Origin of the sequence: Butyrivibrio fibrisolvens, assembly GCF_023206215.1 — a bacterium.
GTDB lineage: Bacteria > Bacillota > Clostridia > Lachnospirales > Lachnospiraceae > Butyrivibrio > Butyrivibrio fibrisolvens_C.
In genome coordinates, this window is the sequence record NZ_CP065800.1 from 651,973 (window position 1) to 678,960 (window position 26,988).

The following is a 26,988-nucleotide window of genomic DNA, read 5'->3' on the forward strand; positions in this document are numbered from 1 at the left end:
GTAGAAGTTTTTAATCAATAACTCTTACGCAGTTACGTCCGTCTGATTTGGCCTGATATAAGGCCTTGTCCATCCTTTCGAACGCACTTGTAAGATCATCGCCAATCTTAAGAGCTGTAGTTCCAATACTGGCTGTAATATTGCCAACCTTCTCAAAGTGCTGTGACCTGATCCTGTCAAGCAGGCTCTCTGAAAGCTCTCTTGTCTTATCAATAGAGCTGTTATAGCATACTGCCACAAACTCTTCACCGCCCCATCTTCCAAGAACGCTTCCTCTTTCTTTAAAATAATCACCTACTACCTTGCTGAAGACTTTAAGAGTCTTATCTCCAACAGAATGTCCGAAATTGTCATTCACTTCTTTAAAGAAATCTATATCAAGGATCATGATAGATGAAGCTTCGCCTGTCTTCTTGACATTCTCGATAGCATTGGTTATCTCAGTCTCTATACGTCCATGGTTAAATACTCCTGTAAGGGCATCGATAGAAGCTTTCTCTTCAAATTCCTTAAGGTATGTGTTCATGTTGGTCATGGATTCATTGATATCCTGAACCATGAAGACAAATCTGTAGTCATCCGCATTAAGAGTCTGAGAACGGCTGAATATAAGCTTGACCCAGATATATACACCTTCAAGATTCTGCATCTTGACATCAAAAGACGAGTACTGTCCGGGTGCAAAGTGTTCTTTGAGATACTCAGGATCTGTCCTTCTAAGGAACTTCTCCTTATCCTGTGGCCAGATCATATTGACTATCATCAGCCTCCAGTCTGTATAGAGTATATGAGAATGCATGTTTTCATCGGATACTTCTGATACATTTATACTACTTGTAGTATTTTTTATAAGATCGATATACATAGAAAAAAGATATGTATTTTGAATGGTATTGACTTTGGTAGATGCAAGCATATCACTTCTGGAGTCTTCATAATCCAGTTCATTTAATACAAAAATATACATGCCTGTCCCCTTGACTGGATATATCGTCATCTGCACGATATGAGGCTCATCATTATGAACCATCTTGCAGCGCCTTGTATACTTATCATCATAGGTACCATAGGATGACAAGAATACCTTGTAGCCGTCTACAACAGTATCGCCACTGTCCTTCATATGGAAATAAAGTGTCTCTAAAAGCTTGTCATAATAACCATTAGGCGGAAGAAATTCATCCATAAATCCGCGGCTTATGATCCTTCTGTACCTATTAGTATTAGAATCTACTATAATAACCTGGTCTACCATTTCTGACATAAGACTCGTGACAGACTCAGATGTATACTCATCAATGTTATTAATATCCATACCCAATACGCCTCCCAGCATCTCTTCCATCCTAACCCGGCAATCCTGTATGTTGCATATTTCAAATTATAACCCCATAAAACTTCGAACGCAAAAAATCAGCAGGAATTTCCCGCTGATTTTATTTATCTTCATCACGTATAACTATTTTGGCAAGTCCTACACTTATAATCTTAAGCTTACCTACAAACTCTTCATCATTCATCTTCATGCCTTCCGAAAGCCACCTTGTGATGGCTGTAAGAAAAGCATCGCAGTAGAATGTAACAAAAAAGTCCTTAAGATCTGTATCCTCGATTATATCATTGATATACAAGTACATGATAGATCTTATGGATTCGATAACATAGTCATGAAAAGAGTTCTGTCCATGAATACTCAGAGCCGCCCGATAAAAATCTCTATCGGCGTAGAAATGATGGCATATAGCCTTAACTGCATCCCATCCCGTCTCATAGTCATCGATATTCATCTTAGAAAGAAAACCTACAAGAAAGATCCAATTCACAAGATCATACTTGTCTTTGAAATGATAATAAAAACTCTTCCTGTTCATTCCACAGGCATCGCATATATCCGATACACTGATCTTCTCGAAAGGTTTTTCTTTCATCAAATTTTTTAGTGATGTTGCCAGAGCATTTTTGGTAATATTAGAATCAGCCATTTCTCTATTGTCTTTTGTACTTATTCAAAACAGTCAAGATCAGATTTCGTTCTTTTCAGGGTGATCGAGTATCTCCTGCATTGTCTTCCATCCAAGAACAGCACATTTTACACGTGCCGGCATGTGGGATACGTCCTGAAGTGCTGCTGCCTCGTCAAGCTGCTCGATTTCTTTTTCATCAGTTACATCTCCGCGGATCATGCCCATGAAAGTAGATGCAAGCTTTAGAGCTTCATCCTTATTGGTGCCAATTATCTGATCAGCCATCATATCAACAGATGCCTGTGAAATAGCGCATCCTGATCCATCAAACATAGCATCTTCTATGATGCCATCATCACTTATCTTAAGCTGAAGTGTTATATCATCTCCGCATGAAGGATTAACTCCTCGAAGTTTAAGAGTCGGAGCCTCCATAACTCCTTTGTGCACAGGATTCAAATTGTGCTCATTAACGATCTCGCGATAAAGCTGCTTAATCTCCATAACCCATAACCTTTCTAACGCCTTTTAGTACTTCCAAAAATCTCTTGACCTCTTCTTCTGTATTGTAGAAATAGAGGCTGGCTCTTGCCGTTGAGCCTACTTTCAAGAACTGCATGAGCGGCTGAGCGCAGTGATGACCTGCTCTTACGCATACATGGTCTTCATTTAACACAGATGAGATATCATGAGGATGTACGCCATCTATTGTAAATGTCACTATGCCGCAATGCTTCTTTGGATCTTTGGATCCATATACTTTAATATACGACAATTCGCTCATTCCGTCCATAAGAAGACGAGTAATTTTATGCTCCTGTTCCTTGATAAAGTCAAATCCAACGCTCTCAATATAGTTAATAGCAGCTTCAAGACCCACTGCATCAGCAGCATTGACTGTTCCTGCCTCAAACTTGTGAGGAAGCTCCGCCCAGGTTGCAGAGTCTCTTGTAACATATTCGATCATCTCTCCTCCTGTAAGGAAAGGATCCATTGCTTCAAGAAGGTCTTTTTTGCCATATAATACGCCGATTCCCATAGGAGCCATAAGCTTGTGGCCTGAAAATGCAAGGAAATCTGCACCTATCTCATTAACATCAACCTTCATATGAGGTACAGACTGCGCTCCGTCTACTACGACAATAGCGCCCTTCTCATGAGCATATGCAGCTATCTCTTTGACAGGATTGGTAATACCAAGTACGTTGGATACATGGCCTATGGATACGATCCTGGCCTTGTCTGTTATCTTGGACTTATATTCATCTTCTGTGATAACGCCCTCTTCATCAGGCTCAAGCCATACAAGCCTTGCACCAGTCTGTCTGCATACCATCTGCCATGGAAGTATATTAGAATGGTGCTCCATTACTGAGATAACGATCTCATCGTCCTTGCCTACATTCTTAAGCCCGTAGCTGTAGGCGATAAGGTTCATGGATTCAGTTGTGTTTCTGGTAAATACTATCTCGCAGCTTTCCTTGGCACCTATAAACTTTGCTACTGTACTTCTTGCATGTTCATAGCGCTCTGTAGCATCTACGCTCCAGTCATAGAGTCCTCTAAGAGGATTGGCATTGGACTTTTGATAAAAGTCTGTAACTGCATCTATAACTGCCTGCGGTCTCTGAGATGTAGCCGCGTTATCAAAATATATATAGTCATTTCCCTTAAAAATAGGGAAATCCTGTCTGAAATCTTCTGCCTTCATATTGCCTCCAACCTATGAACTCTACACTTTAATTCGATGCTGCCTTAACCAATTTATAACTATGATCTTCTATAGTTTTTTATAATTATGCCCACCACCAAATGGCAGTGGGCAGCAATAATATCTCGTTTTTAGAGAATCTCATCAAGATATGAGGAAACTTTATCTTTTAACTTCTCATCAGGTATCATGCGGGCTATCGAATCAAGCCTTGCACGAACCATTATCTTCTTGGCGCTCTCTTTGTCTATTCCTCTTGCTTCCATGTAGAAGAGCATATCATCAGACAGCTGACCTATAGTAGCGCCATGTCTTCCGTCAACATTCTCTTCCTTGCAAAGGATAAGAGGCATGGATCTGTTAACTACGTCAGGCGAAAGAAGAAGTGTATCTTCCTGCTCATCACCTTCACCGCCTACAGAACCTTCACGGAAATCAAGTGAACCTCTCCAGTTCTTGACAGCTCTTCCATCAAGCACGCCTCTGTAAGTAGCCATAGAGCTTGTCTTAACGCCGCGCTGCTCAGCAACATAGTTGAAATCGTAGAACTGATCGTCTGTTCCAAGGAATCCTGTATTGTTATCAGATACAGCTTCTCTTCCAAGAAGACTTACATATGCTCCGGTGTATGCCTTCATAGCACCGATCTCCATCTGAACAAGTTCAAATCGGCCATTGTCCATAACCACGCCGCCAAGATCGTCAAAATGCCTTACCTTTTTGCCAAGCATCTGAATCTTGACAAGGCGAAGCGTAGCACCTTTACCTACATAGAATTTAGTGCTGACTGCCTCTATGCCGCTTGCATCCTCATCTGAATCATAGTCCATTATAACTGTAAGTGATGAACCATCAGGAACAACTATAACCTGGCGACTTATAGCGCTTCCACTGCTGCAAAGATGATCATGGAGCATTACAGGCTCTGAAACTGAAGTCTTGTCGGCAGCCTTAATGACAGTAGCACTAACGCCTGCACTTTCTAGCAAGGCATCAACTCCTGATCCCATACCTGTTCTTACTATCTGACCTGCATGATTGATTGAAGTATCGCCGTTAGGTCCTACAAGGTTCTCATCAGCCTTAACTCTTTGCTCATATGAAGGTGCAAAAACTTTCTCAGCTTCCTTACCATCGACATCTTCGGCTATGCTTACGCCTTCCGGAGTCTTGACTATATCCATGGCAAAAGAGGAAAAGGAGATATCCTGTTCATTTATATCTTCACCATTTAACTGAAGCCACCGGTAAGTTCTGGCCGGAAGCTCATTAACTCTCATATCTATATTCATGTGTTACCTCACATCTATATGCCTAATATATGCAACCAGCGTTACATATTGCCGGACATCTCAAGTTTGATCAGGTTGTTCATCTCTACTGCATATTCAAGCGGAAGTTCCTTGGATACAGGATCTGCAAAACCTGATACTATCATAGCTCTTGCATCCTCTTCCTTGATACCGCGGCTCATGAGGTAGAATACCGCATCATCGCTTATACGACCAATCTTGGCTTCGTGTCCTACATCTGCATCATTGGTACGAATATCCATTCCGGGGATCGTATCTGATCTTGACTTGGAATCAAGCATCAGTGAATCACAGGAGATAACAGCCTTGGAATGCTTGGCATTTTTATTGATAGTTACTGAACTTCTGTAAGTACCGATACCGCCGTCTTTACTGATGGACTTGGTGCTTATAACAGAAGAGGTATACTTACCGTTATGAACTACCTTGGCACCTGTATCCAGATTCTGACCTTTACCAGCAAAGGTGATACCTGTATATTCCATTCTGGAATGATCACCCTGAAGGATTGTCATAGGATAAAGGTATGAAGTATGTGATCCAAAAGAACCTGATACCCATTCCATTACGCCGCCTTCTTCTACAAGGGCACGCTTGGTGTTGAGGTTGTACATGTTCTTGGACCAGTTCTCAATTGTAGAATAGCGAAGTCTTGCATTCTTGCCTACAAAAAGCTCAACGCATCCTGCATGAAGATTGGCAACGTTATATTTAGGAGCAGAGCATCCCTCTATGAAATGAAGATCAGCACCTTCATCAACAATGATAAGTGTATGCTCAAACTGTCCTGCACCAGCCGCATTAAGACGGAAGTATGACTGAAGCGGTATCTCGACTTTGACTCCCTTGGGTACATATACAAATGATCCGCCGGACCATACTGCGCCATGAAGTGCAGCATACTTGTGATCTGTAGGAGGTACGAGCTTCATGAAGTGCTCTCTTACCATATCAGCATATTCGCCGTGAAGAGCGCTCTCAAAATCTGTATATACAACGCCTGAAGCAGCAACCTCTTCCTTGACATTATGATATACAAGCTCTGAGTCGTACTGGGCTCCAACACCTGCAAGAGATTCTCTCTCTGCCTGGGGGATACCAAGCTTTTCAAATGTATTCTTGATATCATCAGGAACATCTTCCCAGTTGCCCTGCATTCCTGTCTTCGATTTTACATATGAAGAGATAAGATCCATATTGAGTTCGCTGGTATCAGGACCCCAATTAGGCATCTGCATATTGTTGTATATATCAAGACATTTTAAGCGAAACTCTCTCATCCATTCCGGATCATTTTTTTCCTTAGAGACCTTCTCAACTATCTCTTTAGTAAATCCGGCCTCTTCGCGGTAAAAGTCTTTATCTGTTTCTACATCTTTAAAGTCGTACATTGACTGATTGATATCAGCAACAGACTTCTTTATATCATCGAACATATCAGTCCTCATTCTACGGCAGATCTTATATCTGCCGACTCTGTGTTATCTTAATATCAAAAGATAATAGTAACCATATATCTAAAAGGTCCATGATCCCAGGCCCTTGGATATTAACTGTCACCTTTTAATCAACTATCACTCTTTAATAAAACGCTCAAATCCGTTAGCGTTGATCTCATCAACAAGTGATCCGTCTCCAGATGCAACAATCTGACCCTTTACAAGGACGTGAGTGTGATCAACATGAAGTGATTCAAGGATCTTGGTTGAGTGAGTGATGATGATAAGAGCACCGTTCTCTCTCTTCTGATACTCTTCAATTCCCTTGGATACTGTACGAACAGCATCTACATCAAGTCCTGAGTCAGTCTCATCAAGGATTGCAAGGCGGGGGCTGAGCATAAGGAGCTGAAGGATCTCTGCCTTCTTCTTCTCACCGCCTGAAAATCCTACGTTAAGATCACGGTCAGCATATGAAGGATCCATATTGAGAAGCTCCATAGTTGACTCGAGAAGCTTCTTGTATGCAAGGAGCTTGATAGGCTTGCCTGTCTGGGCGTGGATGGCATTCCTTATAAAAGCTGAAAGTGAGATACCCGGAACCTCAAGAGGATTCTGGAATGACATGAACATTCCTGCAGCTGCTCTCTTATCTGTAGAAAGATTAGTAATATCCTGTCCGTCAAAAAAGATCTTGCCTTCATCTACTACATAGCTTGGGTTGCCCATAAGGGTGTTACCAAGTGTAGACTTACCGGCACCGTTAGGTCCCATGAGTACATGTGTCTCTCCGGGATTAACACTTAAGTTTAATTTATGCAGGATCTGCATCTCATCAACAGAGACTGAAAGATCACTAACCTGCAAAAGATTCTGTTCAGACATTGTTTCACGTCCTTTCTATATTTAACAAATAATAATTACAAAATATCCTTTATGTGTTTTCCTAGGTACTTACTAGGAATTAACTATAACACTACTATAATATCCTGACAATACACAGAGAAACATTTTATAAAATTTTCACCAAAAAAGCAACTTGTTATACACGGCAAACAAGCTTAATTTAGGGTGTTTCAGGTTACAGTGAAGGGAGCAGCATCCCCAAAGACTTTACAGGGGCGGCCAGGGAGTATATGAATCATCACAACGCTGTTAATCGTTTCATAATTCATGGCATGATATCCTGAGCTTTTTATTCTGGGGTCCAAACTCGCTTCGCTCAGACATGTGGACCCCTGGCAGAATAAAAATCTCAGGCTATCACGCTCATGAATTTATAAAACGATTAAAAAGCGTTGTGATGATTCATATACTCCCTGGCCGCCCCTGTAAAGTCTTTGGGGATGCTGCTTCTTTCAACCGTAAATTCTTAAAATAAACTCAGGATGATGAGCCTGGTAACTGAAAACTTTTTAATGTGAGATCATAGAATCATTCCTAATATTTTGCTGCTTAGGAGGATTGAGGTGATCTTGTTGTGGTAGGTTTTGAAAACGGTCATGACTTCTTCATCGCTGGAGGAGGTCATGTCTATGTGCATTTCTGCTGGAGTGAGTGGCATAGAGGCTGTTGAAGAGTTTTTTGATTCTATGTGGAGCTCTATGTTGCCTATGCGGCTTCCTGCATTGAAGGATATGACTGTCTCATCTTTGGTATTATCTTCTGATCTTGTGGTTGTTATCAGGGCTTTTGTGGTGTTTGATTTATCGCAGGCGGTTATTTCTATTGTGCCGTAGGATAGACCTAGGAGTGATGTGGCGGATTCAGGGGTTTCTGAGGGAGTTTTTAGTATGCTTATATATGAATCGTCCAGAGTTGCTGACATGTACATGGCTCCCTTAGATGCTTTTTCACAGGTCAATACTATGTTGGTGCCGTTACATATAAAGGAAAGGTTAAGGGCTCTTCCTGTGCCGGTATTGTCGCTTATTACGGACCAGGTAAATGCACTGCAGGAAAGGTTTGTAGCAATCTCCTTGGCTTTATTTTTTAGGCATCCGTCTTCGTTTACAAGGAGAGTCTCTATATCTAGTACAGTATCGCTTTTATCAGATATATTTCCTAATATGTTATGGATGTAGCTTCTGGCACTTTCGTGGGTATCCATATAGTCACATAGGTCATATAGCATATTCTCAAAATCATCTGCTGATGGCTGGCAGGTATAGGTGGTACCTGATATTGTCTCGTCAACGTGTTCAAGATGGAGGTTATCACTATATGTAGCGGTGACATTGTCCTTGGTAACGGCTGTTAATATGACATCTAAGATATTCATGAATTCGGAATCTTCTATACTTGTGTTGTCCGTATGGGAATCAGAATTGTCCTTGGCAGAATCTTGGGATGCATCTTCTGCATTACTAGTTGCTGCCAGCGAGATACCGGTGGTAGTCTCAAAACCGTTTATAAACTGTTCTTTGGTAAGATCATAGTAATACTCGCTTATGGAAGGGCTGTATAGTCCTGCTGTATCACCTTCAATATCAGCATATAGACTCAGGGTCTGTGACCCATTTTCCGTAATAAATGCATTGACTAGCGCTTCGCTATTATTTTTATCGTAATGGATCTTAAGATCAAGGCTGGTATCCTCTAACACGGTCTGAAATTCCGGATCATCAGACTTGGCCCATATTAAGATGTCGGTATCTGTATCAGGAATCTCCCTGCCTGTAAACATAGCTTCTAAAAAAACATCTCCGCTTCCTTGCACGATACTAGCAGCAGTCTGCGGCATAAGGTCCTGATTGACTGACAGGAACTCTTCTCTACTATCAATAGTTATATTGCCCTTATCATGTGTCTTATCATAGTAGATAGCGGCGCCTCCACTGACAATAGAAAGGCAGGTAATAGCCGCAGTTAGTGTGGTTACAATTTTAGAATTCATGTTTCGTACCTCTTTGTAATAATTAATGACAGCGCCTTCGTTATTGCCTTTATATATGAGTTTTGCAATAACGAAGGTACCAAGACCCTATCGCCTCTAAATCCTCCTTTTAAAGGCGCGGTGCAGATAGGTCTATGCTTCCCCCAATAATCTTTTTAGGAATAGGCAGACCTAGAAGAACATATTTTTGTGCGTTTCTTGCAAGCACAAAAAGCATTATAAAATATAAAAAAATGTTTGTGTTAATTTCCGACGAAACGTCATTTTTAAAGAGCAAAATCGAAGTATATTTGTTCTTTTTGATTTTTTAGTTCCCGTTTAATTTAACTTCTATTCTGGTTTTTATGAATGCTATGCTTTACTTGGTTTCCGTTTTTCAAAAAAGCAATCATTATCGTAAATACATCGGCATTTTATTGTTAATGCGTTTATAAAATGACAGTTTTTGCTGGGAGATTTTTTGGAGATTATTTTATGAATTAGTTTGCAAACTTCCCACTTGGTCGGGGGCATGCCCGAGAAAATTAAGTGGGAAGTTTACATTATCTAAAAATTTCGAAAATAATATTGTAGAAAGATTTAAGTTAGTGCTTGACATAACCCTGACACTTTACTAAAATAATCATTGTGCCGCGCAGGTGTAGTTCATTGGTAGAACACCAGCCTTCCAAGCTGGATAGGTGGGTTCGATTCCCATCACCTGCTTCTAAAGCCCTCAGGTCTTACCTGAGGGCTTTTTTGTTAAACAGGTGGGATCAGGCCTTTGAGCCCGATCCCACCTGTTCTTATCTGATAGTCACTTTACTTATGATGCTTTTTTTACTTTCTGAGCTCTCTGAGCATTTTGGATATCGGCAAATATCTGAGATATGATCTGAACATTTTCTTTCTGCCCCGGAAGATTTTTACCACCTCTTTCAGTCATTGTAAGCCTATACCTTACCTTACCAACTCTGAATTTTATGAAATGAGCACCCAGTGAACCTTTTGTATGCTTAACTTTAGTAAGTTCACCATATGGTATATCGAATACCTGCTCGACTTTACTTGTATTCCAGGTTCCCAGCTGTACAAGTTTAATGGTGTTATCAGTAGGTATCACAAAAACATTTTTATTAGCTGAACCTGCAATTGCACCTCCGAGTGCACCTCCAAATAATATTAAAGCCCAAAGTCCTGAACTGCTGCTAAGTGTCCCGAATGCAGCCGCTTTGTAACTGTCACCCGGGCGAAGCGCTGCTCCAAGGGCAATATTCTTGATCTCATCATTGATTTTTAAACCCATAGCATATTCCTCTTTTCTTAATATATTAATTTTTTATAAACTTAATCAACGTATGTAATTATAAACCGTATTCTATTTTCATCAACCATTTTCCGATAAAACGACACTTTCCTCGGACAAAATGCAGCTATCATAATAGTAAAAGACAAATGTCATAACCGATCGATCATATAAACATTACAAAATCTACTTACAACAATTCACCGGTCTGATCATACAAACCATCATACAATCACCATTCAATCATCATACAAATCATCAAAAAATCATTATGCAAATCTAATTGCAAATCATTTGCATTTAAATCAAAAGTGTGATATATTCTCTTTGCTCAAAATATATTTCGCAAAACCAAATGCAAATATAGCAGTATTTTTTTATCATGACTAAAAGGAAACGTTTGAAAATGTTTTATTTTCAAGGGAGTTAATTAGAAGTTACCTCCTCAAATTGGTGCCGCGAGCTCCACCGATTTGTAACATTAGTCACTTTATTAGCTCGCGACATGAGGTTAACAATGGAATTATTAGTAGATGTAATCTTAGATACAGTGATAGACGGAGTTAAGATACTTCCGTTTCTATTTATAACATATCTTCTCATGGAGCTTCTGGAAAGGCATACTATGGACAAGGCTGGTGATATTGTAAGAAAAGCCGGAAAGTCCGGTCCCTTATGGGGAGCTGTCCTTGGAGTACTGCCTCAGTGTGGATTCTCAGCTGCTGCCTCTAACCTATATGCAGGCCGTGTTATAACAGTTGGAACCCTGATCGCCATATACCTTTCTACATCCGATGAGATGCTACCTCTTATGATATCTGAAAGGGTTCCTGTTACTACAATCCTTCCCATTCTGGGTCTTAAGGCTCTGGTTGGAATCATAGCCGGATTCATTGTGGACTTTGCAGCCAATAAGACTAGGAAGATCCGCCACCAAGGAAGAGAAGATTTCAGAATAGAAGAGCTCTGCGAGCGTGAACACTGTCACTGCGAAGACGAGGAAGAAGGTAGCATCTTAAAATCCGCGTTTGTACATACTGTTCATATCTTCTTATATCTTCTGGTTCTTACTTTTATACTCAATTTCATAGTTGAGCTTATAGGTGAAGAGGCTATTATGTCAGTAATTACCGCTAATCCTCTGCTGGGACACATCGTAGCAGGCATAATAGGTCTTATCCCTAACTGCGCTGCTTCTATAATCATAACTGAGCTGTACCTTGGCGGAATGATAACAATGGGAACCATGATGTCAGGATTATTAGTAGGTGCCGGAATTGGACTACTTATCCTGTTCAGAGTCAATCCTGAATTCAAGAGAAATCTCCATATCACTGGAATTCTCTATGTTACAGGTGTATTCTTCGGAATACTTATTGATCTTATTTTGTAATAATTGTATCGCAGAGGATTCACAAGTCTTCTTGATATTTTAATCATATGAGGTCTATAAATCTTCGTGGCGTTATTAATCGTAAGAGATCTATAAATCTTCGCGTTTTTTATTTTAATGAGGTTGAATATGTCTTGCAAAATACATGCTGAAACCGTTGAACGTCAGATGGAACGCAACTGGCCAGAGGGAATCAAAAAGACAAAGCAAAGACTTGATATATATCATATTCTTGCAGATGCTGTTAAACCACTGACTGCAACTGAGATATATGAGGAGCTTAGCAAAAAAGAAGGCGGGAACAGCTACGCATTTTCCACTGTATACAGGTGCCTTCAGACTTTTGAAGATGCAGGTATCCTTACTAAGTCAACTGCCGTTACCAGTGAAAATGCCATGTACGAGCTGCGCCTTGCCCAGCACAGGCATTATGCCATCTGTCTTAAGTGCAAGGAGCGCTTCCCTCTAAGGACATGCTTCCTTGGAGATCTAAACAAAATGCTCCCTGCCAACATGGACGATTTCGAGATCACAGGCCACCAGCTTGAAATATACGGCTACTGCGCAAAATGTAAGTAACTAAAACTTCCCACTTGGACGGGCCTGCCCCAGCAAAGACTTTGGGGATGCCGGCCCGTCCAAGTGAGAAGGTTGCGTAGTATATCAGATTCTTGAAAGGCTAAGTGGTAGCTCTAACGAGTGTGATGTCAGGAGGTCTTTGTCTCGTAATATCACATCAGTATCACCATCTGCGATAATCCTGCCATCATCAAGTAAGATGGTACGTTTGCAGGTATCCATTACGAAGTCAAGATCATGTGATGTTATTATCTTTAGTGCTTTTATTTCATTTAGTATATTGATTAAATTCCTTCTGTTGCGGGGATCAAGGGCTATTGAGGGTTCGTCCATGATTATGATGTCGGGCTCCATGGCAAGGATCGTGGCTATTGATGCAAGCTTCTTCTCACCGCCTGACATCTTATAGGTCTGCTTGTGCCTTAGGTGTTCTATGTTAAGGAAGGAGATTGCATCATCTACTCTCTTTTGAACTTCATCTTCAGAAAGGCCATAGTTTCTAGGGCCAAAGGCTATGTCATCTTCTACTGTTGACAAAAAGAGCTGGCTGTCAGAATCCTGAAACACATAGCCAACATGCTCTCTTATGTGATTAAGATTGGCAGGAACGACTTCATGCCCAGCTACTATAAGCTTACCTGTATATCCGGTATTTAGTCCTACAAGGAGCTTCATAAGAGTTGACTTACCTATACCGTTAGCACCTATGATTCCTATACTTTCACCATCTGTAGCTGTAAGGTTTATGCCTTGAAGGACGGGAGTTTCGTTGTCATAGCTAAAGGATAGATTTTCTATTTTTAGTATCTGTCCGTGTATACCTGTTTTCATTAAAATCTCCAAATAATGGGCTTTGATCATGCACAAAAAACATTCTATGATGAAGACCCTTAGTTATATACTCTCTTCAATACGCTCTTCACTTCTTTTTATACAAAAATCCGAAGTTTGATAATCACCCAAATAAATATCCATACAAGAGGATATAGGATATCCAAGGGTCTTACAGCTTTATGCTTAAAAGAAAAATCGCCCTTAAAGCCTCTAAGAAGCATGCTCTCATAAACAAGTTCTGCCTTATCTATACTGCGAAGAAGCCATTGGCCCACAAGAGTCCCCCAAGCTTTATAATGAATCCCTTTCTGCGAGGGAGCTCTCAGTTTGTAAGCTGTTGTAATCCTGTCCGCTTCCTGTGCCATAACATCGAAGTACCTGTATATGAGCATTATGACAATCACTATGATCCTGGGAATCTTTATGCATCTAAGGGCATAGCAGATATCATCTATGGATGTTGTGGCTATTAGTATATACGCCGCAAGAACAGTGTAAAAGCCCTTGATTATAAGCGTGATCATAGATAAAAAGCCGCCTGATACATTGATGCTACCTATAGTTAATACTATCTCCCTGTCAAAAAAAGGATTAAAGATACCTACAAATAACACAAGCGGCAGGATGATCCTCATTCTATACAGGGCTTTCAAAACAGACAACTCTCCTATAAGGAAGGCAAAAATAAGATATACAGCCATAAGTATCAAAGGCGTAATATCGTATTTGTCAAAAGAGGTTACTAAAAATATGTATATAACGCAAACTAGCAGCTTCCCCAGAGGATGAAGTTCATTCATCCAATGGGTACGCTGCTGCAGATCCTGAATACTATTTAGTTCCTTAATTTTTTTTTCAATTGAGCTCATTTATTATATGAATCTAAGCACATCCATGTACTTTTGAATATTTAATCCCTAGGCACCTTAGGTTAATTACTTGTGCCTGTTTTTTTCTTGAAAAACTTAAAAGCGTAGCAGGCACCGACTGTAATAAGTACAACTACAAGCGCTCCTGCAATACCCGAAAAGCTTGTACCAATTGCAGATTCACTGCCTTTAAAGGCATAATCAGGAAGAAGGGATGTAGCTTCCTGAACTTTGGCTGCTGCATCATATGCTCCGCCTACAGCTTCAAGCTCAGCAGTTCCTGCAACCTTCTCCATGGACCATTCTAACCCATCAGGGAAGGATGAAGCAAATAGTGAAACAACACCGCCGCAAATAGCTGCAGCTACTGCAAGTACAGCGATTGTAGGAACAAAAGAAAGTCTACCCTTAACTGTCTCGTCATTAGAAGCACCCCATAAAAGCTCAGGTCTTGCTTCATGTACAAAAACAAGGACAGCTGCTGTGATAAGTCCTTCTACAAAGCCTATCGCAAGATGTATAGGCTGCATTGTTGCAAGAAATACTGTAAACGGAAGCTTTGTAACACCTGATAAAAGGGTCTCTATCGTAACAGAGAAGGCTCCCATCTGAAGTGTAAGAACACAGCCTATTATAGAAGCTGCTATTATCCTGCCTCTTGTTGCGCCTTTTTTCATAATAGGACGCCAGATAAGAAGGGCGCCTACAAAGCATCCGTAGAATGCCATATTCCAAATGTTGCAGCCAAGTGCCAGAAGCCCTCCGTCTGCAAATAGCAGGCATTGGACGAGCAACACCCCTATCATAGTCAAAAATCCCGCATACGGCCCAAGGAGAGCTGAAAGCATCATTCCTCCGCACAGATGTCCTGATGAACCGGTCCCTGGTATGGTGAAGTTGAGCATCTGAGTAGCAAATACAAAAGCTCCCATAACGCCCATCACCGGGATCTTCTTAGGATCATTTTCTTCTCTTACTTTCTTGACAGAAAGTCCTGCCACTGTCGTTGATAATACATACATAGTTCCTGCAACCGCCGGAACTACAAGCGCGTCTGCCATGTGCATAGTCTATACCCCTTATTCTCTTATTACATTAAAATCGCACAAGCCCAAATGACTTGTGCAATATTTAATCTCATATAAGTATAAGGGGTAGCCAAAGATACCCACAAGCCCCCCTGGGGGTTATATTTTGATCACCTTTTTCTAAGACGCCATTTTTTAGTCATAATATCATCATCTATCTCATATACTTCTTATTTGGAAAACCTGGCAACAAATCTTATGATATTATCGCCATCTCTAAGAGCTTCTATGCTTCCGCCATGAGATGTCACTATCGCTCTTGCAACAGACAGGCCTATGCCATATCCGCCGCTTTTCCTGTTCCTTGATGTGTCTGCTCTGTAGAACCTGTCAAAAAGCTTGTCCAGATCCCCTTCAGGAATATTGTCACAGGTGTTACGAACTTCTAATTCTATATGCTTGCCTCTTTGAAGCCTAACTTCAATACTCCCTTTTTCCGAAGAATACTTTATGGCATTATCTATAAGAAGTGATAATAGCTGGGTCATGGAGTTTTTATCACCTTTAATATGAACGCCATCTTCTATATCAGTTGTATATTTCTTCCCGGCACTTTCTGCAACTGCTTCAAAGCTTCCGGCTGTCTCAAGACATATACTGCTAAGATCTATATCTGTAAAAACAAGCCTGACATTCTCCTCTTCCATGCGGGATAGCGTCAACATCTTCTGGATAAGGTCTGTCATTCTCTTTATCTGATTCTTGATACTAATGGTCCACTCGCTCTTACCATTATCAAGCTCTATAACATCCACACTCGCTGATATGACTGCAAGTGGAGTCTTTAGTTCATGACCTGCATCGGTTATGAATCTTTTCTGCTTTTCAAGAGATTCTACTACAGGGGATACCGCATGTCCTGACATAATCCATACCAGGATGAACATGGCAAGAAGACATGCCAGCATTAGAAGGAATGTGTTTCGAAGAAGTTTGATGGCATTGTACATATCCGAGCTGCAGTCTTTGAACAGCAGTAGCGTATCTCCGGTATCAAGTCTTCTCACATAATATCTGTAGGTGGATTCGTAGCCCTTGGTCTTAGATGAAGCATAAATGCTCTCTGCCATCTCTCCGGCTGTCTCTTCCAGAATAGATGCTATGTGGCCTGTATCAATCTCTTTAACCTTTCCACTATCGTCGATCTTGACCCAGAAATATCTTGTAGAGAAGGGAGTTTCAACATTTCTATTATAGGAAAAGATATCCCTGCTACGCTCCTCACTCTTAGGAGCCGGAGGAGTAGACGATTCCTGAGTAGAATTCATAGTCTGGGATGAACCATTAGAAGGATCACTTTCCATGATTGACGCTTCTATGCCCGCGACTTTCATCTCGTTCATAGCCTGGCCAGGACCCATCTCAGGAAATGTTCCATCGTTATCTGCCAGGATCTTAAGAATATCGTCAGCACTTTTTGTAAACTCTACGAAATTGGCCACGTTGATGACACTTATAAGCACAAGAAGTATTACAAGAAGTGCACTCATCGCTGTTATTACGAACTTTCTACGAAGTTTACTAACCATATAGCCCTTTCCGCTTAACTGATCAAACTACACTACATGCCGCTTTTTTCAAAAATCAGAATATATAAGTCCAGCCTTGCCGGCTTTTAATAAGTGATTCGAAGACTATTTACTCATCCTTCTTCTCGTGGATTGAATAGCCAACGCCCCTTGATGCCTTAATCTCAGCGCTAGATCCAAGTGCTGTCAGTTTCTTCCTAAGATTAGAGATATAGACCCAGACTACGTTGATATCAGCTTCTCCATCAGACCAGATCCTGTCCATGAAATTGTCAACAGATACAACTCTTCCGGGAGATGTCATGAGCATCTCCATCATCTGGAACTCTCGTCCTGCAAGGCGTATGCTGTCATGCTCCGGGGTAGACAGTTCGTATGTATTACGGTCAAGTGTAAGATTCCCACAAGATAATGATGGCTGTGAGAAGTCTGATCTTCGCCTTGTCATTGCACGGATTCTTGCAAGAAGCTCTCCCATATCAAAGGGCTTAGTAAGATAATCATCTGCTCCAAGATCAAGTCCTTTGATCTTATCATCCACATCACTCTTGGCTGTAAGAAAAAGGACAGGGGTAGTGATACCTTCTTCTCTTAATCTTTTAAGTACCTGGGTTCCTTCCATGCCAGGCATCATGATATCAAGTATTATCCCGTCATATTCGCCGGAAAGCCCATAGTCAAGGGCTTCTTCACCGTCATATACAGCATCGACCGTATAGCTTGAGTGCTTAAGTATTGCAACAAGAGCATTAGAAAGCTCTTCTTCATCTTCTGCAAGTAACAGACGCATAGTGGTACTCCCTTCGTTTTTACCTATTATAACAAAATTTGAAAATTAGAGCATTGCATAGCTGTGCAAGCAGGACAAGTATATGTTTTCTTGAATTATACTTTAAACAATATATAATGAAGTAGGTGTCAAAATCTTCTTTTTAACATCAATTTGGATTTGAAAGCTGAACACTTTCAAACTTAACCTCATGTCACAACTTAACTACCACGCGAAGGAAAGGCATCAGTCTATCATGAACACATCATCTACTAAGGCTATCGATAATATTATCGGCAAAGAAATCTCTCTAGGTCACATATCCGGTGCAAATGTAATGATCACTCATAAAGGCAATATACTGTACCAAAACAGCTATGGTCTTGCAGATATCGAGAATAACATACCTATGAAAGAAGATACTATCTTCCGTATGTTCTCAATGTCCAAGATGATCACATCAGTATGCGCCATGATCCTCATGGAAAGGGGCATGATAGACCTTTTCGATCCTGTCAGTAAATACCTTCCGGGATTTGAAAACCAGAAAGTCTGGACAGGAAAAGGCCAGGAACTGGAAGATGTAAATAGACCCATGATCCTTAAGGATCTTCTCAATATGACAAGCGGTCTTACATATCCTGAAGAAAACAACTATCCTACTGCATGTTCTACAGCTCTGTTTAATGAGATGGACGCTTCTCATGCAGCTGGAAAGCTCATAAGCACTGTCGAATTCGCAAACAAGATAGGCAGACTCCCTCTTGAGTTCCAGCCGGGAGCACGCTGGAGATATGGAACAAGTGCTGATGTTATGGGTGCTGTTGTAGAGGTTGCCAGCGGCAAGCGTTTTGGACAGTTCATTGAAGATGAGATAACCCGTCCGCTTCATATGCATGACACGGGCTTCTATGTACCTGAGGATAAGGTACATCGTCTTGCCCAGAAATACAGATTTTATGCAGATGGTGATAATGCTCAGCCGGTTTCTGTTGTAGATTCTGTAAGTGGCAAGGTTAAGATCAAAGATGTGACAGGTAAGCTTGTAATAGAAAAAGGGCCCCATCTTGCTATGGAAGATACTATAACTAAAGCTCCGGCCTTCGAATCAGGAGGAGCAGGTATTGTATCAACTATAGGCGACTTTAGAAACTTCGGACAGATGCTTCTAAATGGTGGCACTTCTCAAGATGGAACCAGAATCCTTGGAAAAGAAACTGTTCGCTTCATGCGCACAAATCAGCTGACTCCTGAGCAGATTAAGACTACTCAGTGGGATAGTCTTCAGGGCTACGGATACGGTAACTTCAATCGTGTTCTTCTTGATCCTGCTGCCTACCAGACGAATGCTCCTGTGGGTGAGTTTGGATGGGATGGATGGCTTGGAACGTATATGACTCTGGATCCGTCCAATGACTTCATGTTCCAGTACTACATCCAGCTTGCGGATGCAGGCTCCATGGGCCCCACAAGACTCCTAAGACAGATCGCATACGGAATGCTGTAAACGTGGATTTCTCGCTGCTGTCGGTGCAGTATCCTCGAAGGATCTGAAAGGGCTGACAGACTATATATATAATTGCCTAGCTGTTAATTGTTTTTTAATTCATGGCATGATATCTGGAACTTTTTATTCTGGGGTCCAAACTCGCTTCGCTCAGACAGGTGGACCCCGGACAGAATAAAAAGCTCCATCTATCACGCTCATGAATTTACAAAAACAATTAAAAAGCTAGGCAATTATATATATAGTCTGTCAGCCCTTTCAAATCCTCCGAGGATACTGCACCTTGATAGTGTGAGATCCGAGTTATTCTGTGAATATCGCTTCTGAGGGCTCTAGCTCAAATGACATAGTTTTGCCTGTTATCGGGTGTTTGAATGATAATTTGTGGCTGCATAGGGCTATGGCTTTGGGGGATAGTGGGGCGTTTTCTAAGGGGAGAGGATGAGCGCCGTATCTTGTATCGCCTGCTATGGGGCAGCCTAGGTATGCCATGGTGGCCCTTATCTGGTGGAAGCGGCCGGTTAAGAGGTGCACTTCGATAAGGGATCTATTATTATTCGAGCTTATTATTTTATATTCTAGTTTTGAGATTTTTTTATCTTCAGGATTTCCTAATGTCTTTAGTTCATCTGCGGGTAGTCCTGTTACGATTCTTGCATTTCCATCGGATTTTTTTATGATCTCATCTTCTATATAGATTGTTCCGTCTTTAGATACTTCTTTTTTTAAATGAATCTTGTCATCGTTAGGAATTCCCTCTACTACAGCAAGGTAGCGCTTATCTATCCGGTTATCTGTAACCTGCTTTGAGAGGTTTGCAGCAGATTCCTTGTCTTTGGCAATAACAAGGATGCCTTCAACAGGCTGATCCAATCTGTGAATAAGGCCTACATAGGGCTCGGTGGTTAATCTGACTTTATTCTTTCTTGCCTGTCTTACAAGATGGATCTTTATAAGAGATACCAAATCTTTACTGCGAAGATCCGCTGATTGCGTCGCGGTTCCTGCGCTCTTAACACAGACTATTATATTGTCATCTTCGTATATTATATGGTCTTTTTTATCCGGAATATTTAGCTCTGTATTTTTCCCTCTAGATATATCTTCCATAGCACCCTTCTTTCATACGTTTTTCGTGAAATGTTTTTACTCAAAAAGCTTTTACTCAAATGAACATCGGTAAATTTGTTATAAAAGAATCACCAGAATTTATCAAGCCTGTTCGAGCCCTTTTTGTTTACATGATATAATAAATACGTAACACTTTTCATCTAATCCAACAACTCTTAATTAAAATAGGATCAGCATTGTGAAAGTCTTAAAGAATGAGCTTTTTGATGAATTCAAATGCCTTGCAGGGGAGTGCCCCGAGACCTGCTGCTATGGCTGGCGCATAATAGTTGATGATAAGACTAAGGAAAGGATTCTTGAAAAGGACGGTATCTGGGGAAAATGTCTTAGATTAAGTCTGTCAGGTCCTGACAAGAACTACTTCAACTATGACAGCGGCAGTTGTATATTCCATGGAATGAGTGGTCTATGCAACATCCAGAAAAAGCTTGGCGCAGAATACATGCCCGAAATCTGCCGCAAATACCCTCGCGAGATCAGAAATTACGGAACATTTGCCACCATGAATCTGGATCTTTCATGCATTCATGTTAGTGATATGCTCCTGTCTAGAGATAAGAGGCCTTCTCTTATAGAATGCGATGAAGAGATAGAACGCGAACGGCACGGCAGCAATGACGATCCTCAGTTTGAAGAGATAGTTCTTACTTCGCAAAAAGAGCTCATACAGATGCTCAACGTAAAGCCTCAGCTTATCTATGATCCTGTTACTATGGACAGGATTCTCCACAGCCTTTTGGCTTATTGCCAGTATGCACAGGATACTGTTCTGGAGCATAAAGATATGAAGCTTACCAAAGATGATGGGCGGCCTTTATATTTCTATGAACTATGCAAGACAGACGATATGCCTGATGCCGGAAGGTCATATTTTCCCCTTCCTATAATGGCTCTTAACAGACTTATCAATACCCAGTTTGATATGCAGGATTCCAGGCCATTCTCTATGATCAACAGAACTATAGAGTGGTATCATCACAAGTTTGACCTAAAAACAGAGATCGAGGGTCAGAAGGTCTGGAAATCCATGGTCACAGATTTTATAAGAGAAGATCCTACAAGGATGGAAGCACTCTTACGGTATCTTCAATATGATGTCCAGCAGTGCTACGGCGAGATATACGAAAACTATAGTTTTGTTCATTTTGCTGTATCTGCTATCATGCATGTGAATATGTTCCTGTTCCTGATGGTCAATTATAACAGGAGAAAAAAATTAACGCCCCAGAAGATGGCAGCTCTTCTATCAGCCTACGAACGGGCAGCCTGCCATAACCTTGGACTTCAAAAAGATATGTATGCAATTGTCTGCGACTATCTTCCAGTGCAAAAAATGGCAGTGCCGATATCGGCACCACAGACATTAGAATCTGGTTCACAGCAAAGTTAAAAGACTTCCCATTCGCTATATGATCGTGGGAAGTCTTTTTAGAAGATTCATCTAAATAACTTATCAGTCCAGATGCTGCATCATGTACTCAACAAGCTTTGCACAGTCCTTGGCAGCCTTGGCCTCAAACTCAGGATACTCAACCTCTGCAGATCCGTCAGCCTTGTCTGATATGGCTCTGATGATAACAAATGGAACTTTATTAAGGTAAGATGCCTGAGCGATAGCTGCTCCCTCCATCTCTGTACACAGAGCTCCAAACTCCTTCAAAGGCTCTTTGGAAACGCCTCCACCTATGAACTGATCTCCGCTTATAACGCGTCCTTCGAAGATGCCAAGGTCAGGATCTGCTGCCTTGATAGCTTCTTTGGCCTTATTCCTTAACCACTCATCAGCAGGGAACTCAAGTCTTCCCATCTGCGGAACTTCACCCTTCTTGTATCCAAAGATCGTTGCATCTACGTCGTGATAGCAGGCATCTGTAGAAAGAACTATGTCTCCTATATTGATCCTTGCATCCATGGATCCTGCAACACCTGTATTGATGATATGGGTAACCTTGAACTCATCTACAAGGATCTGAACACAGATACCGGCATTGACCTTGGCAATACCGCTTCTTACTACAACTACGTCAGTATCTCCGATCTTACCTTCAAAAAAGTCCATTGACGCGCGAGACAGAGTCCTTGCTATAGTCATGTCCTTTTTTAATGTTGCAACTTCAACATCCATTGCACCTATAATACCAATTTTATAAGCCATCAATTTCTCCTTTTACTATGTCAAAAAAGTCAAATACTCCAGTGAATCAGTACATCATCCAATATATCTTCTTTATATCGGTACTTGATCAGCCTTTATAATATCTCAGCAAAAAAGCTCATTACCTTTAGGTGGTGGGAATTAACTCACTCAGGATATACGAGTCTGTCATCCTTGATATCGTAGAGTGTATTCTCAAGATATCTGCGTGCAAGGAAGTTGGCCATAGGAAGATTCTGATCAAGGTAGTTGCCGCAGTCTCTTGCAGCTGCTCCAGGGATGTCTCCCTCAAAATCTCTTACAAATTCAAACATTCTGGTCACAAGGGATACGATATCCTTACTTGTAAGATCACCTGCCATTACAAGATAAAAGCCTGTCCTGCATCCCATAGGTCCAAAATAGATAACTCTGTCCTTGTACTCAGGATCATTTCTTAAAAATGTAGCTCCAAGATGTTCTATGGTATGTATCTCTGCTGTATTCATGACAGGCTCTCTGTTAGGAGCTGTCATCCTAAGGTCAAAAGTTGTGATCGTCTCTGCTCCGACTTTATCTTTCCTTGAAACATAAACTCCGGGCATAAGGTCCAGATGATTAACTGTAAAGCTTGCTATCTTCTCCATTATATCTCTCCATTTTCCATATAAAACGCATTTGATCGTTTGGTTTATCTTTCCGCTCTAATGGTCATTAAAAAACTTTTTGCCACTTTTCAGCATACAGTTTAACAGATTTTAAATATATTTTGAAGAGTCAAAACAGGCTTACTGCAAACTGCAATAAGCCTGTTTTTTAGATTGCGCTTTTCTTTTGATCACTATAATAATCTAGTGTGCTGACTCGTTCATATTTAATTCTAAGAAGCATTACAGCAATAACTTCATACTTTTTCAGTTGACACGCCATATGAATTCCAATAACATTAATTGCGGTAGGAGTAGCGCTTTTGGCGCAGCGCAGCGGCAGGATTAAAAGGCCTTGTCGTGGATAGGCGCAGGGAAGAGACAGCGCAGTGGCTTTATGGCTAAAGCACCCGCGATCTGTCTCTTTCACATTTTAGGGGATAATTTTGAAAATGACGTTAAAAGAGCTGTGCAATGAGCTTTCAATTTCAGAAGCAACGGGTAAGAACTGGCTTAGACTTGGCAAGGTCAAAGCCGATCTTTCTGACTCTATAGAGCCATCTTTTTCAAAAGAATATGTTGCATCAATCAAAAATGATATAGCCTCCGGCAGGATACAGGCGCTAAATAGTCGCCGCAACAAGAAGTTCATATCCGGATCTTTTTTCTATAGTTCTTATGTTCCAAAAAACTGCGATTGTCTTCCTAAAATCAAGGATCTTTCAGATTATCTGACAAGTAATGAAATCATATTATCAGGGGCTAATATATGCTGCATTCTTGCATATTATGCGGTGCAGCTTTTTCATGATGCCTTTGGCGAAGAAGTCTTCGATGAATACGTAGAAGAACTTATAGATGAACTGGCATTTTCTTATAAGATTTCTGATACGTTACCTTATAAAAAATCTGATTCTACTTTCGATACAGATAAGGCAATAAATGATACCTCTGAACCTTCATCTTACAAAGGTATATTAAAAAATCTTAAGGATCGCCATCCATACCTTGTATCACTAAGTTTCAAATACGAGCCGGGAGTTGATACTCTCGGTCTTCTATACATGTCTTTGAGAGATATAGGTAGCAGGAAGAATGCAGGCTCCTACTATACTCCGACTGATATTGTCAGAAAGTCCATTGACAACTTGCATATAGGATCCTGCTATGAAGACAATGATCCTAATAATGATGCGCCCTTTAAAGATGCGTCAAAAGATCTTACGATCCTCGATCCCTGCTGTGGTAGCGGGAACTTTCTGATACAGCTTCCTGATGATATAGAGTGTCAGAATATATACGGCTGCGATATAGATCCTATCTGTGTCTGCATAGCAAGGATAGGTCTTGCACTTAGATACGGTGCTGCGTACATCCCTGTTATCAAGAAGAACATAAGATGTGGCAGCTTCCTTTCTGATAAGACCTGTGATCTGTTCGAAGATGAGTCTTTTGCCCCGGATTATATTATAGGCAATCCGCCATGGGGATATGATTTTGGCGAATCAGAATGTAAGCTTTATAAGAAAACATACAAAACCGCCTGCGGCAGATCTGTTGAGTCATTTGCTATATTTACAGAGAAGGCGCTTCTGACTTTGGAAAAAGGTGGCAAGCTTTCATTTGTACTCCCTGAAGCAGCTCTTACAGTAAAGATCCATAAGGCTCTTAGAAAACTTATAATATCCTGCTGTAATATTACTTACCTTGCATATCTTGGTAATGTATTTAGTAATGTAGCTTGTCCTTGTGTAATACTGCAGCTATTAAAGACAGGCGATTCTATTAATACAAAAGGTATGATAGTGGAAGATCTCTCAGGGACAAAAGCTTCCTGGAAAGGGTCATCTTCTTTTGTCATAAATTCTAATAGAAAAGTATCTGCTGATAGTCTAAGCTTCTACTGCAATGATGAGGAATACTCTATTCTAGAAACCATGCGATCTCCAGATCGTGTATATCTTAAAGATAATGCGATATTCGCTCTGGGGATAGTTACAGGCAGTAACGAAAGATTCATAATAGACAGGATTGACGGTGCACGTGGGAACAGTATTGGAAGAAGAACGCCGTTATCTTCTTACGATATAAATGATTCAAATAATATAGATCATAAATACGCAAATATACCGGATGGCTACGAGGTAGTCCTTAAAGGAAGCGATATCTCAAGATATCACATATCAGTTCCTGACAGATTCATAAAGTTTGATCCGCAAAGCTTCCAGCAGGTTGCAGATGAAGATGTCTACAGGCAGCCAGAGAAGCTTGTGTACCGCTTCATCAACAAGGATCTGATATTTGCCTATGACAAGGACGGCATGTTATCTCTTAATAGCTGCAATATACTAATACCAAAGTTGCCGGGGCTTGATATCAAATATATACTGGCTGTTCTCAACTCATCTCCTGCAGGCTTTTATTATAAGAAGAGTTTTAATTCTGTCAAAGTTCTAAGATCTCACCTTGAACAGATACCGATCCCTGTTGTAAGCAAAGATGAGCAGACCAAGATCATAGAGCTTGTGGATAGAATCATGGATTTACAAATGCATGATCCTCCGATATCGTGTACTGATGCTCACTTTGATATTACTAATATGTCTGAATATGAAGAACTCGACCGCCTGATCGCATCTGCATATGGCCTTAGCAGTTCTCAGTATAGCTGTATTCATGGTAAAATCATGTATGAGTCATAATTCTTTTATTCAGACTTTCATATAATGAGGCAGGTGTCATAAGTTCCTTTGACCCTTACGTCATATAATGATTTATATACTGTCTGCTCCTGTAATGATTTTGTGGACGTCGGTCAGTTCAAGTGGAAGTTTTGTTAACCAGATTATTTGAGGTGTATATGGACAATAATTTTAATTTAGAAGCTAGTGTTATATCCGATGATATCAAGGTCAAAAAGGGGCGCTTTGCATACAATATATCAGCCTTTGGCCTGTTTTTATTTGGTATAATCTCAACCTTTTTCCAAATAATAATGCAGATCGCACTTATAATCCTCTCAAAAGGCGATCCGTCGATCGCATCTTCTGACTGGGCTAATTATGTCCTCATTCTGATCCCTATGTATGTTATCGCTTTTCCGCTTACTATGCTCTTTTTCAGGATTGCTCCCAAAGCTCCTTTTGACAAAAAGAAGATACCTGTATCAAAGCTGATATCATACTTTGTGATGATGGTACCTCTAACTTTACTTCTGAATATTTTTAGTATACTGCTTGCTTCTGCCCTTTCTGACGGATCTGCCACCAACCCTCTTAATGACCTGGTTACAGAAGTCAATATCTGGCAGATAGGAACTGTAGTCGTACTGGCTCCAATCGTTGAAGAGATGATATTCAGAAAATTCGTGATAGACAGGACAAGGCAATACGGGGAGATGCTCTCTCTTATCTTTTCAGCACTATGCTTTAGCCTCTTTCATATGAATATCTTCCAGATCTTCTATGCATTTGCACTTGGACTTCTGCTGGCATACATCTACATCCGCTCCGGCAACATCAGATATACTATCGGACTTCATATGGCTTTTAATTTCTGGGGATCTGTGATACCTCTTACGATAGGATCCCTTGTCTCTGACGAGGTGCTAAGTAGTTTGCAGTCAAGTGACGCTGCTACTGTTATACAGACATTATCACCTGAGCAGATATCAGGGATCACTATATATGGAATGTATATACTGGCTGAGCTTATCTTATTTATCGCCGGCATCATTCTATGGATCAAATCTTTTGCCAAAAAAGAATTCCGCATAGAACAAGCTTCCATGGAGCTTCCAAAAGGAAGAAGGTTCAAGACAGCCTTTGTTACTATCGGATTTGGATTCTTCCTGGCACTATGTCTGTACGGAACGATCACAACCTTTTTGGCGTAAATAAT

The 26,988-nt window shown here is 40.8% G+C and carries 23 protein-coding genes and 1 tRNA gene; 7 read left to right on the forward strand and 17 right to left on the reverse strand.

What is annotated here, in order from left to right:
* Positions 1 to 10: 10 nt before the first annotated feature.
* The 8 genes from I7804_RS02670 to I7804_RS02705 all read right to left on the reverse strand — a co-directional run bounded on the left by I7804_RS02670 (position 11) and on the right by I7804_RS02705 (position 9,323).
* A complete protein-coding gene (locus tag I7804_RS02670) occupies positions 11 to 1,315 on the reverse strand; it encodes a GGDEF domain-containing protein (protein ID WP_248404796.1) in 1,305 nt (434 codons plus the stop codon).
* A 121-nt stretch (positions 1,316 to 1,436) separates the two neighbouring features.
* Positions 1,437 to 1,982 (reverse strand): TetR/AcrR family transcriptional regulator C-terminal domain-containing protein, encoded by a 546-nt coding sequence (locus tag I7804_RS02675; RefSeq protein WP_248404798.1) that lies wholly within the window; start codon positions 1,980 to 1,982, stop codon positions 1,437 to 1,439.
* Positions 1,983 to 2,021: 39 nt separating this feature from the next.
* A complete protein-coding gene (sufU, locus tag I7804_RS02680) occupies positions 2,022 to 2,468 on the reverse strand; it encodes a Fe-S cluster assembly sulfur transfer protein SufU (protein WP_248404800.1) in 447 nt (148 codons plus the stop codon).
* Positions 2,458 to 3,675, reverse strand: a complete 1,218-nt coding sequence (locus I7804_RS02685; protein WP_248404802.1) for an aminotransferase class V-fold PLP-dependent enzyme — start codon at positions 3,673 to 3,675, stop codon at positions 2,458 to 2,460. The genes sufU and I7804_RS02685 overlap by 11 nt, the downstream gene beginning before the upstream one ends.
* Positions 3,676 to 3,806: 131 nt before the next feature.
* Positions 3,807 to 4,967 carry a SufB/SufD family protein gene (locus tag I7804_RS02690; RefSeq protein WP_248404804.1) on the reverse strand — a complete coding sequence of 387 codons (1,161 nt, stop codon included), beginning with the start codon at positions 4,965 to 4,967 and terminating at the stop codon, positions 3,807 to 3,809.
* 41 nt (positions 4,968 to 5,008) lie between these two features.
* A complete protein-coding gene (gene sufB, locus I7804_RS02695; RefSeq protein WP_248404806.1) occupies positions 5,009 to 6,424 on the reverse strand; it encodes a Fe-S cluster assembly protein SufB in 1,416 nt (471 codons plus the stop codon).
* Positions 6,425 to 6,562: 138 nt separating this feature from the next.
* Positions 6,563 to 7,312, reverse strand: coding sequence for a Fe-S cluster assembly ATPase SufC (gene sufC, locus I7804_RS02700; protein WP_022755506.1), 750 nt, complete (start codon positions 7,310 to 7,312; stop codon positions 6,563 to 6,565).
* Between the two features lie 541 nt (positions 7,313 to 7,853).
* Positions 7,854 to 9,323, reverse strand: a complete 1,470-nt coding sequence (locus I7804_RS02705; protein ID WP_248404808.1) for a hypothetical protein — start codon at positions 9,321 to 9,323, stop codon at positions 7,854 to 7,856.
* A gap of 634 nt (positions 9,324 to 9,957) precedes the next feature.
* Between I7804_RS02705 and I7804_RS02710 the strand changes: the two genes are divergently transcribed.
* Positions 9,958 to 10,028: transfer RNA gene (locus I7804_RS02710), tRNA-Gly, on the forward strand.
* Between the two features lie 100 nt (positions 10,029 to 10,128).
* On the opposite strand, the gene I7804_RS02715 is transcribed toward I7804_RS02710, so the two are convergent.
* Positions 10,129 to 10,608 (reverse strand): hypothetical protein, encoded by a 480-nt coding sequence (locus I7804_RS02715; protein ID WP_248404809.1) that lies wholly within the window; start codon positions 10,606 to 10,608, stop codon positions 10,129 to 10,131.
* Between the two features lie 505 nt (positions 10,609 to 11,113).
* On the opposite strand from I7804_RS02715, the gene I7804_RS02720 reads away from it, so the two are divergent.
* The gene (locus tag I7804_RS02720; protein WP_248404810.1) at positions 11,114 to 12,001 is read left to right on the forward strand and encodes a putative manganese transporter; all 888 of its coding nucleotides are present in this window, start codon (positions 11,114 to 11,116) and stop codon (positions 11,999 to 12,001) included.
* A 129-nt stretch (positions 12,002 to 12,130) separates the two neighbouring features.
* Positions 12,131 to 12,580, forward strand: a complete 450-nt coding sequence (locus I7804_RS02725) for a Fur family transcriptional regulator (protein ID WP_022755502.1) — start codon at positions 12,131 to 12,133, stop codon at positions 12,578 to 12,580.
* Positions 12,581 to 12,664: 84 nt separating this feature from the next.
* Here I7804_RS02725 and I7804_RS02730 read toward each other — a convergent pair whose 3' ends face one another.
* From I7804_RS02730 to I7804_RS02750, 5 genes are all read right to left on the reverse strand, one after another.
* Positions 12,665 to 13,411 carry an energy-coupling factor ABC transporter ATP-binding protein gene (locus I7804_RS02730; protein ID WP_027205029.1) on the reverse strand — a complete coding sequence of 249 codons (747 nt, stop codon included), beginning with the start codon at positions 13,409 to 13,411 and terminating at the stop codon, positions 12,665 to 12,667.
* A gap of 98 nt (positions 13,412 to 13,509) precedes the next feature.
* Positions 13,510 to 14,283 carry a cobalt ECF transporter T component CbiQ gene (gene cbiQ, locus I7804_RS02735; RefSeq protein WP_331477845.1) on the reverse strand — a complete coding sequence of 258 codons (774 nt, stop codon included), beginning with the start codon at positions 14,281 to 14,283 and terminating at the stop codon, positions 13,510 to 13,512.
* A gap of 62 nt (positions 14,284 to 14,345) precedes the next feature.
* The gene (locus I7804_RS02740) at positions 14,346 to 15,350 is read right to left on the reverse strand and encodes an energy-coupling factor ABC transporter permease (RefSeq protein WP_248404811.1); all 1,005 of its coding nucleotides are present in this window, start codon (positions 15,348 to 15,350) and stop codon (positions 14,346 to 14,348) included.
* A 191-nt stretch (positions 15,351 to 15,541) separates the two neighbouring features.
* The gene (locus I7804_RS02745; protein WP_248404812.1) at positions 15,542 to 16,900 is read right to left on the reverse strand and encodes a sensor histidine kinase; all 1,359 of its coding nucleotides are present in this window, start codon (positions 16,898 to 16,900) and stop codon (positions 15,542 to 15,544) included.
* A 109-nt stretch (positions 16,901 to 17,009) separates the two neighbouring features.
* On the reverse strand, positions 17,010 to 17,690 hold the full coding sequence (locus tag I7804_RS02750) for a response regulator transcription factor (RefSeq protein ID WP_022755497.1): 681 nt from the start codon (positions 17,688 to 17,690) through the stop codon (positions 17,010 to 17,012).
* Between the two features lie 235 nt (positions 17,691 to 17,925).
* Here I7804_RS02750 and I7804_RS02755 point away from each other — a divergent pair, with 235 nt between their 5' ends.
* On the forward strand, positions 17,926 to 19,176 hold the full coding sequence (locus I7804_RS02755; RefSeq protein ID WP_248404813.1) for a serine hydrolase domain-containing protein: 1,251 nt from the start codon (positions 17,926 to 17,928) through the stop codon (positions 19,174 to 19,176).
* Positions 19,177 to 19,479: 303 nt separating this feature from the next.
* Here the strand turns inward: I7804_RS02755 and I7804_RS02760 are convergent, their stop codons facing one another.
* Positions 19,480 to 20,286 carry an RluA family pseudouridine synthase gene (locus I7804_RS02760; protein WP_248404814.1) on the reverse strand — a complete coding sequence of 269 codons (807 nt, stop codon included), beginning with the start codon at positions 20,284 to 20,286 and terminating at the stop codon, positions 19,480 to 19,482.
* A 199-nt stretch (positions 20,287 to 20,485) separates the two neighbouring features.
* Here I7804_RS02760 and fliB point away from each other — a divergent pair, with 199 nt between their 5' ends.
* Entirely contained in the window at positions 20,486 to 21,697 is a 1,212-nt protein-coding gene (fliB, locus tag I7804_RS02765) for a flagellin lysine-N-methylase (RefSeq protein WP_248404815.1), read from the forward strand.
* Between the two features lie 63 nt (positions 21,698 to 21,760).
* Here the strand turns inward: fliB and I7804_RS02770 are convergent, their stop codons facing one another.
* Together I7804_RS02770 and I7804_RS02775 are read right to left on the reverse strand one after the other, a co-directional pair.
* Positions 21,761 to 22,462 carry a 5'-methylthioadenosine/adenosylhomocysteine nucleosidase gene (locus I7804_RS02770; protein WP_034488135.1) on the reverse strand — a complete coding sequence of 234 codons (702 nt, stop codon included), beginning with the start codon at positions 22,460 to 22,462 and terminating at the stop codon, positions 21,761 to 21,763.
* A gap of 146 nt (positions 22,463 to 22,608) precedes the next feature.
* A complete protein-coding gene (locus I7804_RS02775) occupies positions 22,609 to 23,088 on the reverse strand; it encodes an S-ribosylhomocysteine lyase (RefSeq protein ID WP_022754667.1) in 480 nt (159 codons plus the stop codon).
* 452 nt (positions 23,089 to 23,540) lie between these two features.
* On the opposite strand from I7804_RS02775, the gene I7804_RS02780 reads away from it, so the two are divergent.
* Positions 23,541 to 25,790, forward strand: a complete 2,250-nt coding sequence (locus I7804_RS02780; protein ID WP_248405930.1) for a TaqI-like C-terminal specificity domain-containing protein — start codon at positions 23,541 to 23,543, stop codon at positions 25,788 to 25,790.
* A gap of 158 nt (positions 25,791 to 25,948) precedes the next feature.
* Positions 25,949 to 26,983, forward strand: coding sequence for a CPBP family intramembrane glutamic endopeptidase (locus I7804_RS02785; RefSeq protein WP_248404816.1), 1,035 nt, complete (start codon positions 25,949 to 25,951; stop codon positions 26,981 to 26,983).
* The last annotated feature ends 5 nt before the right edge of the window (positions 26,984 to 26,988 follow it).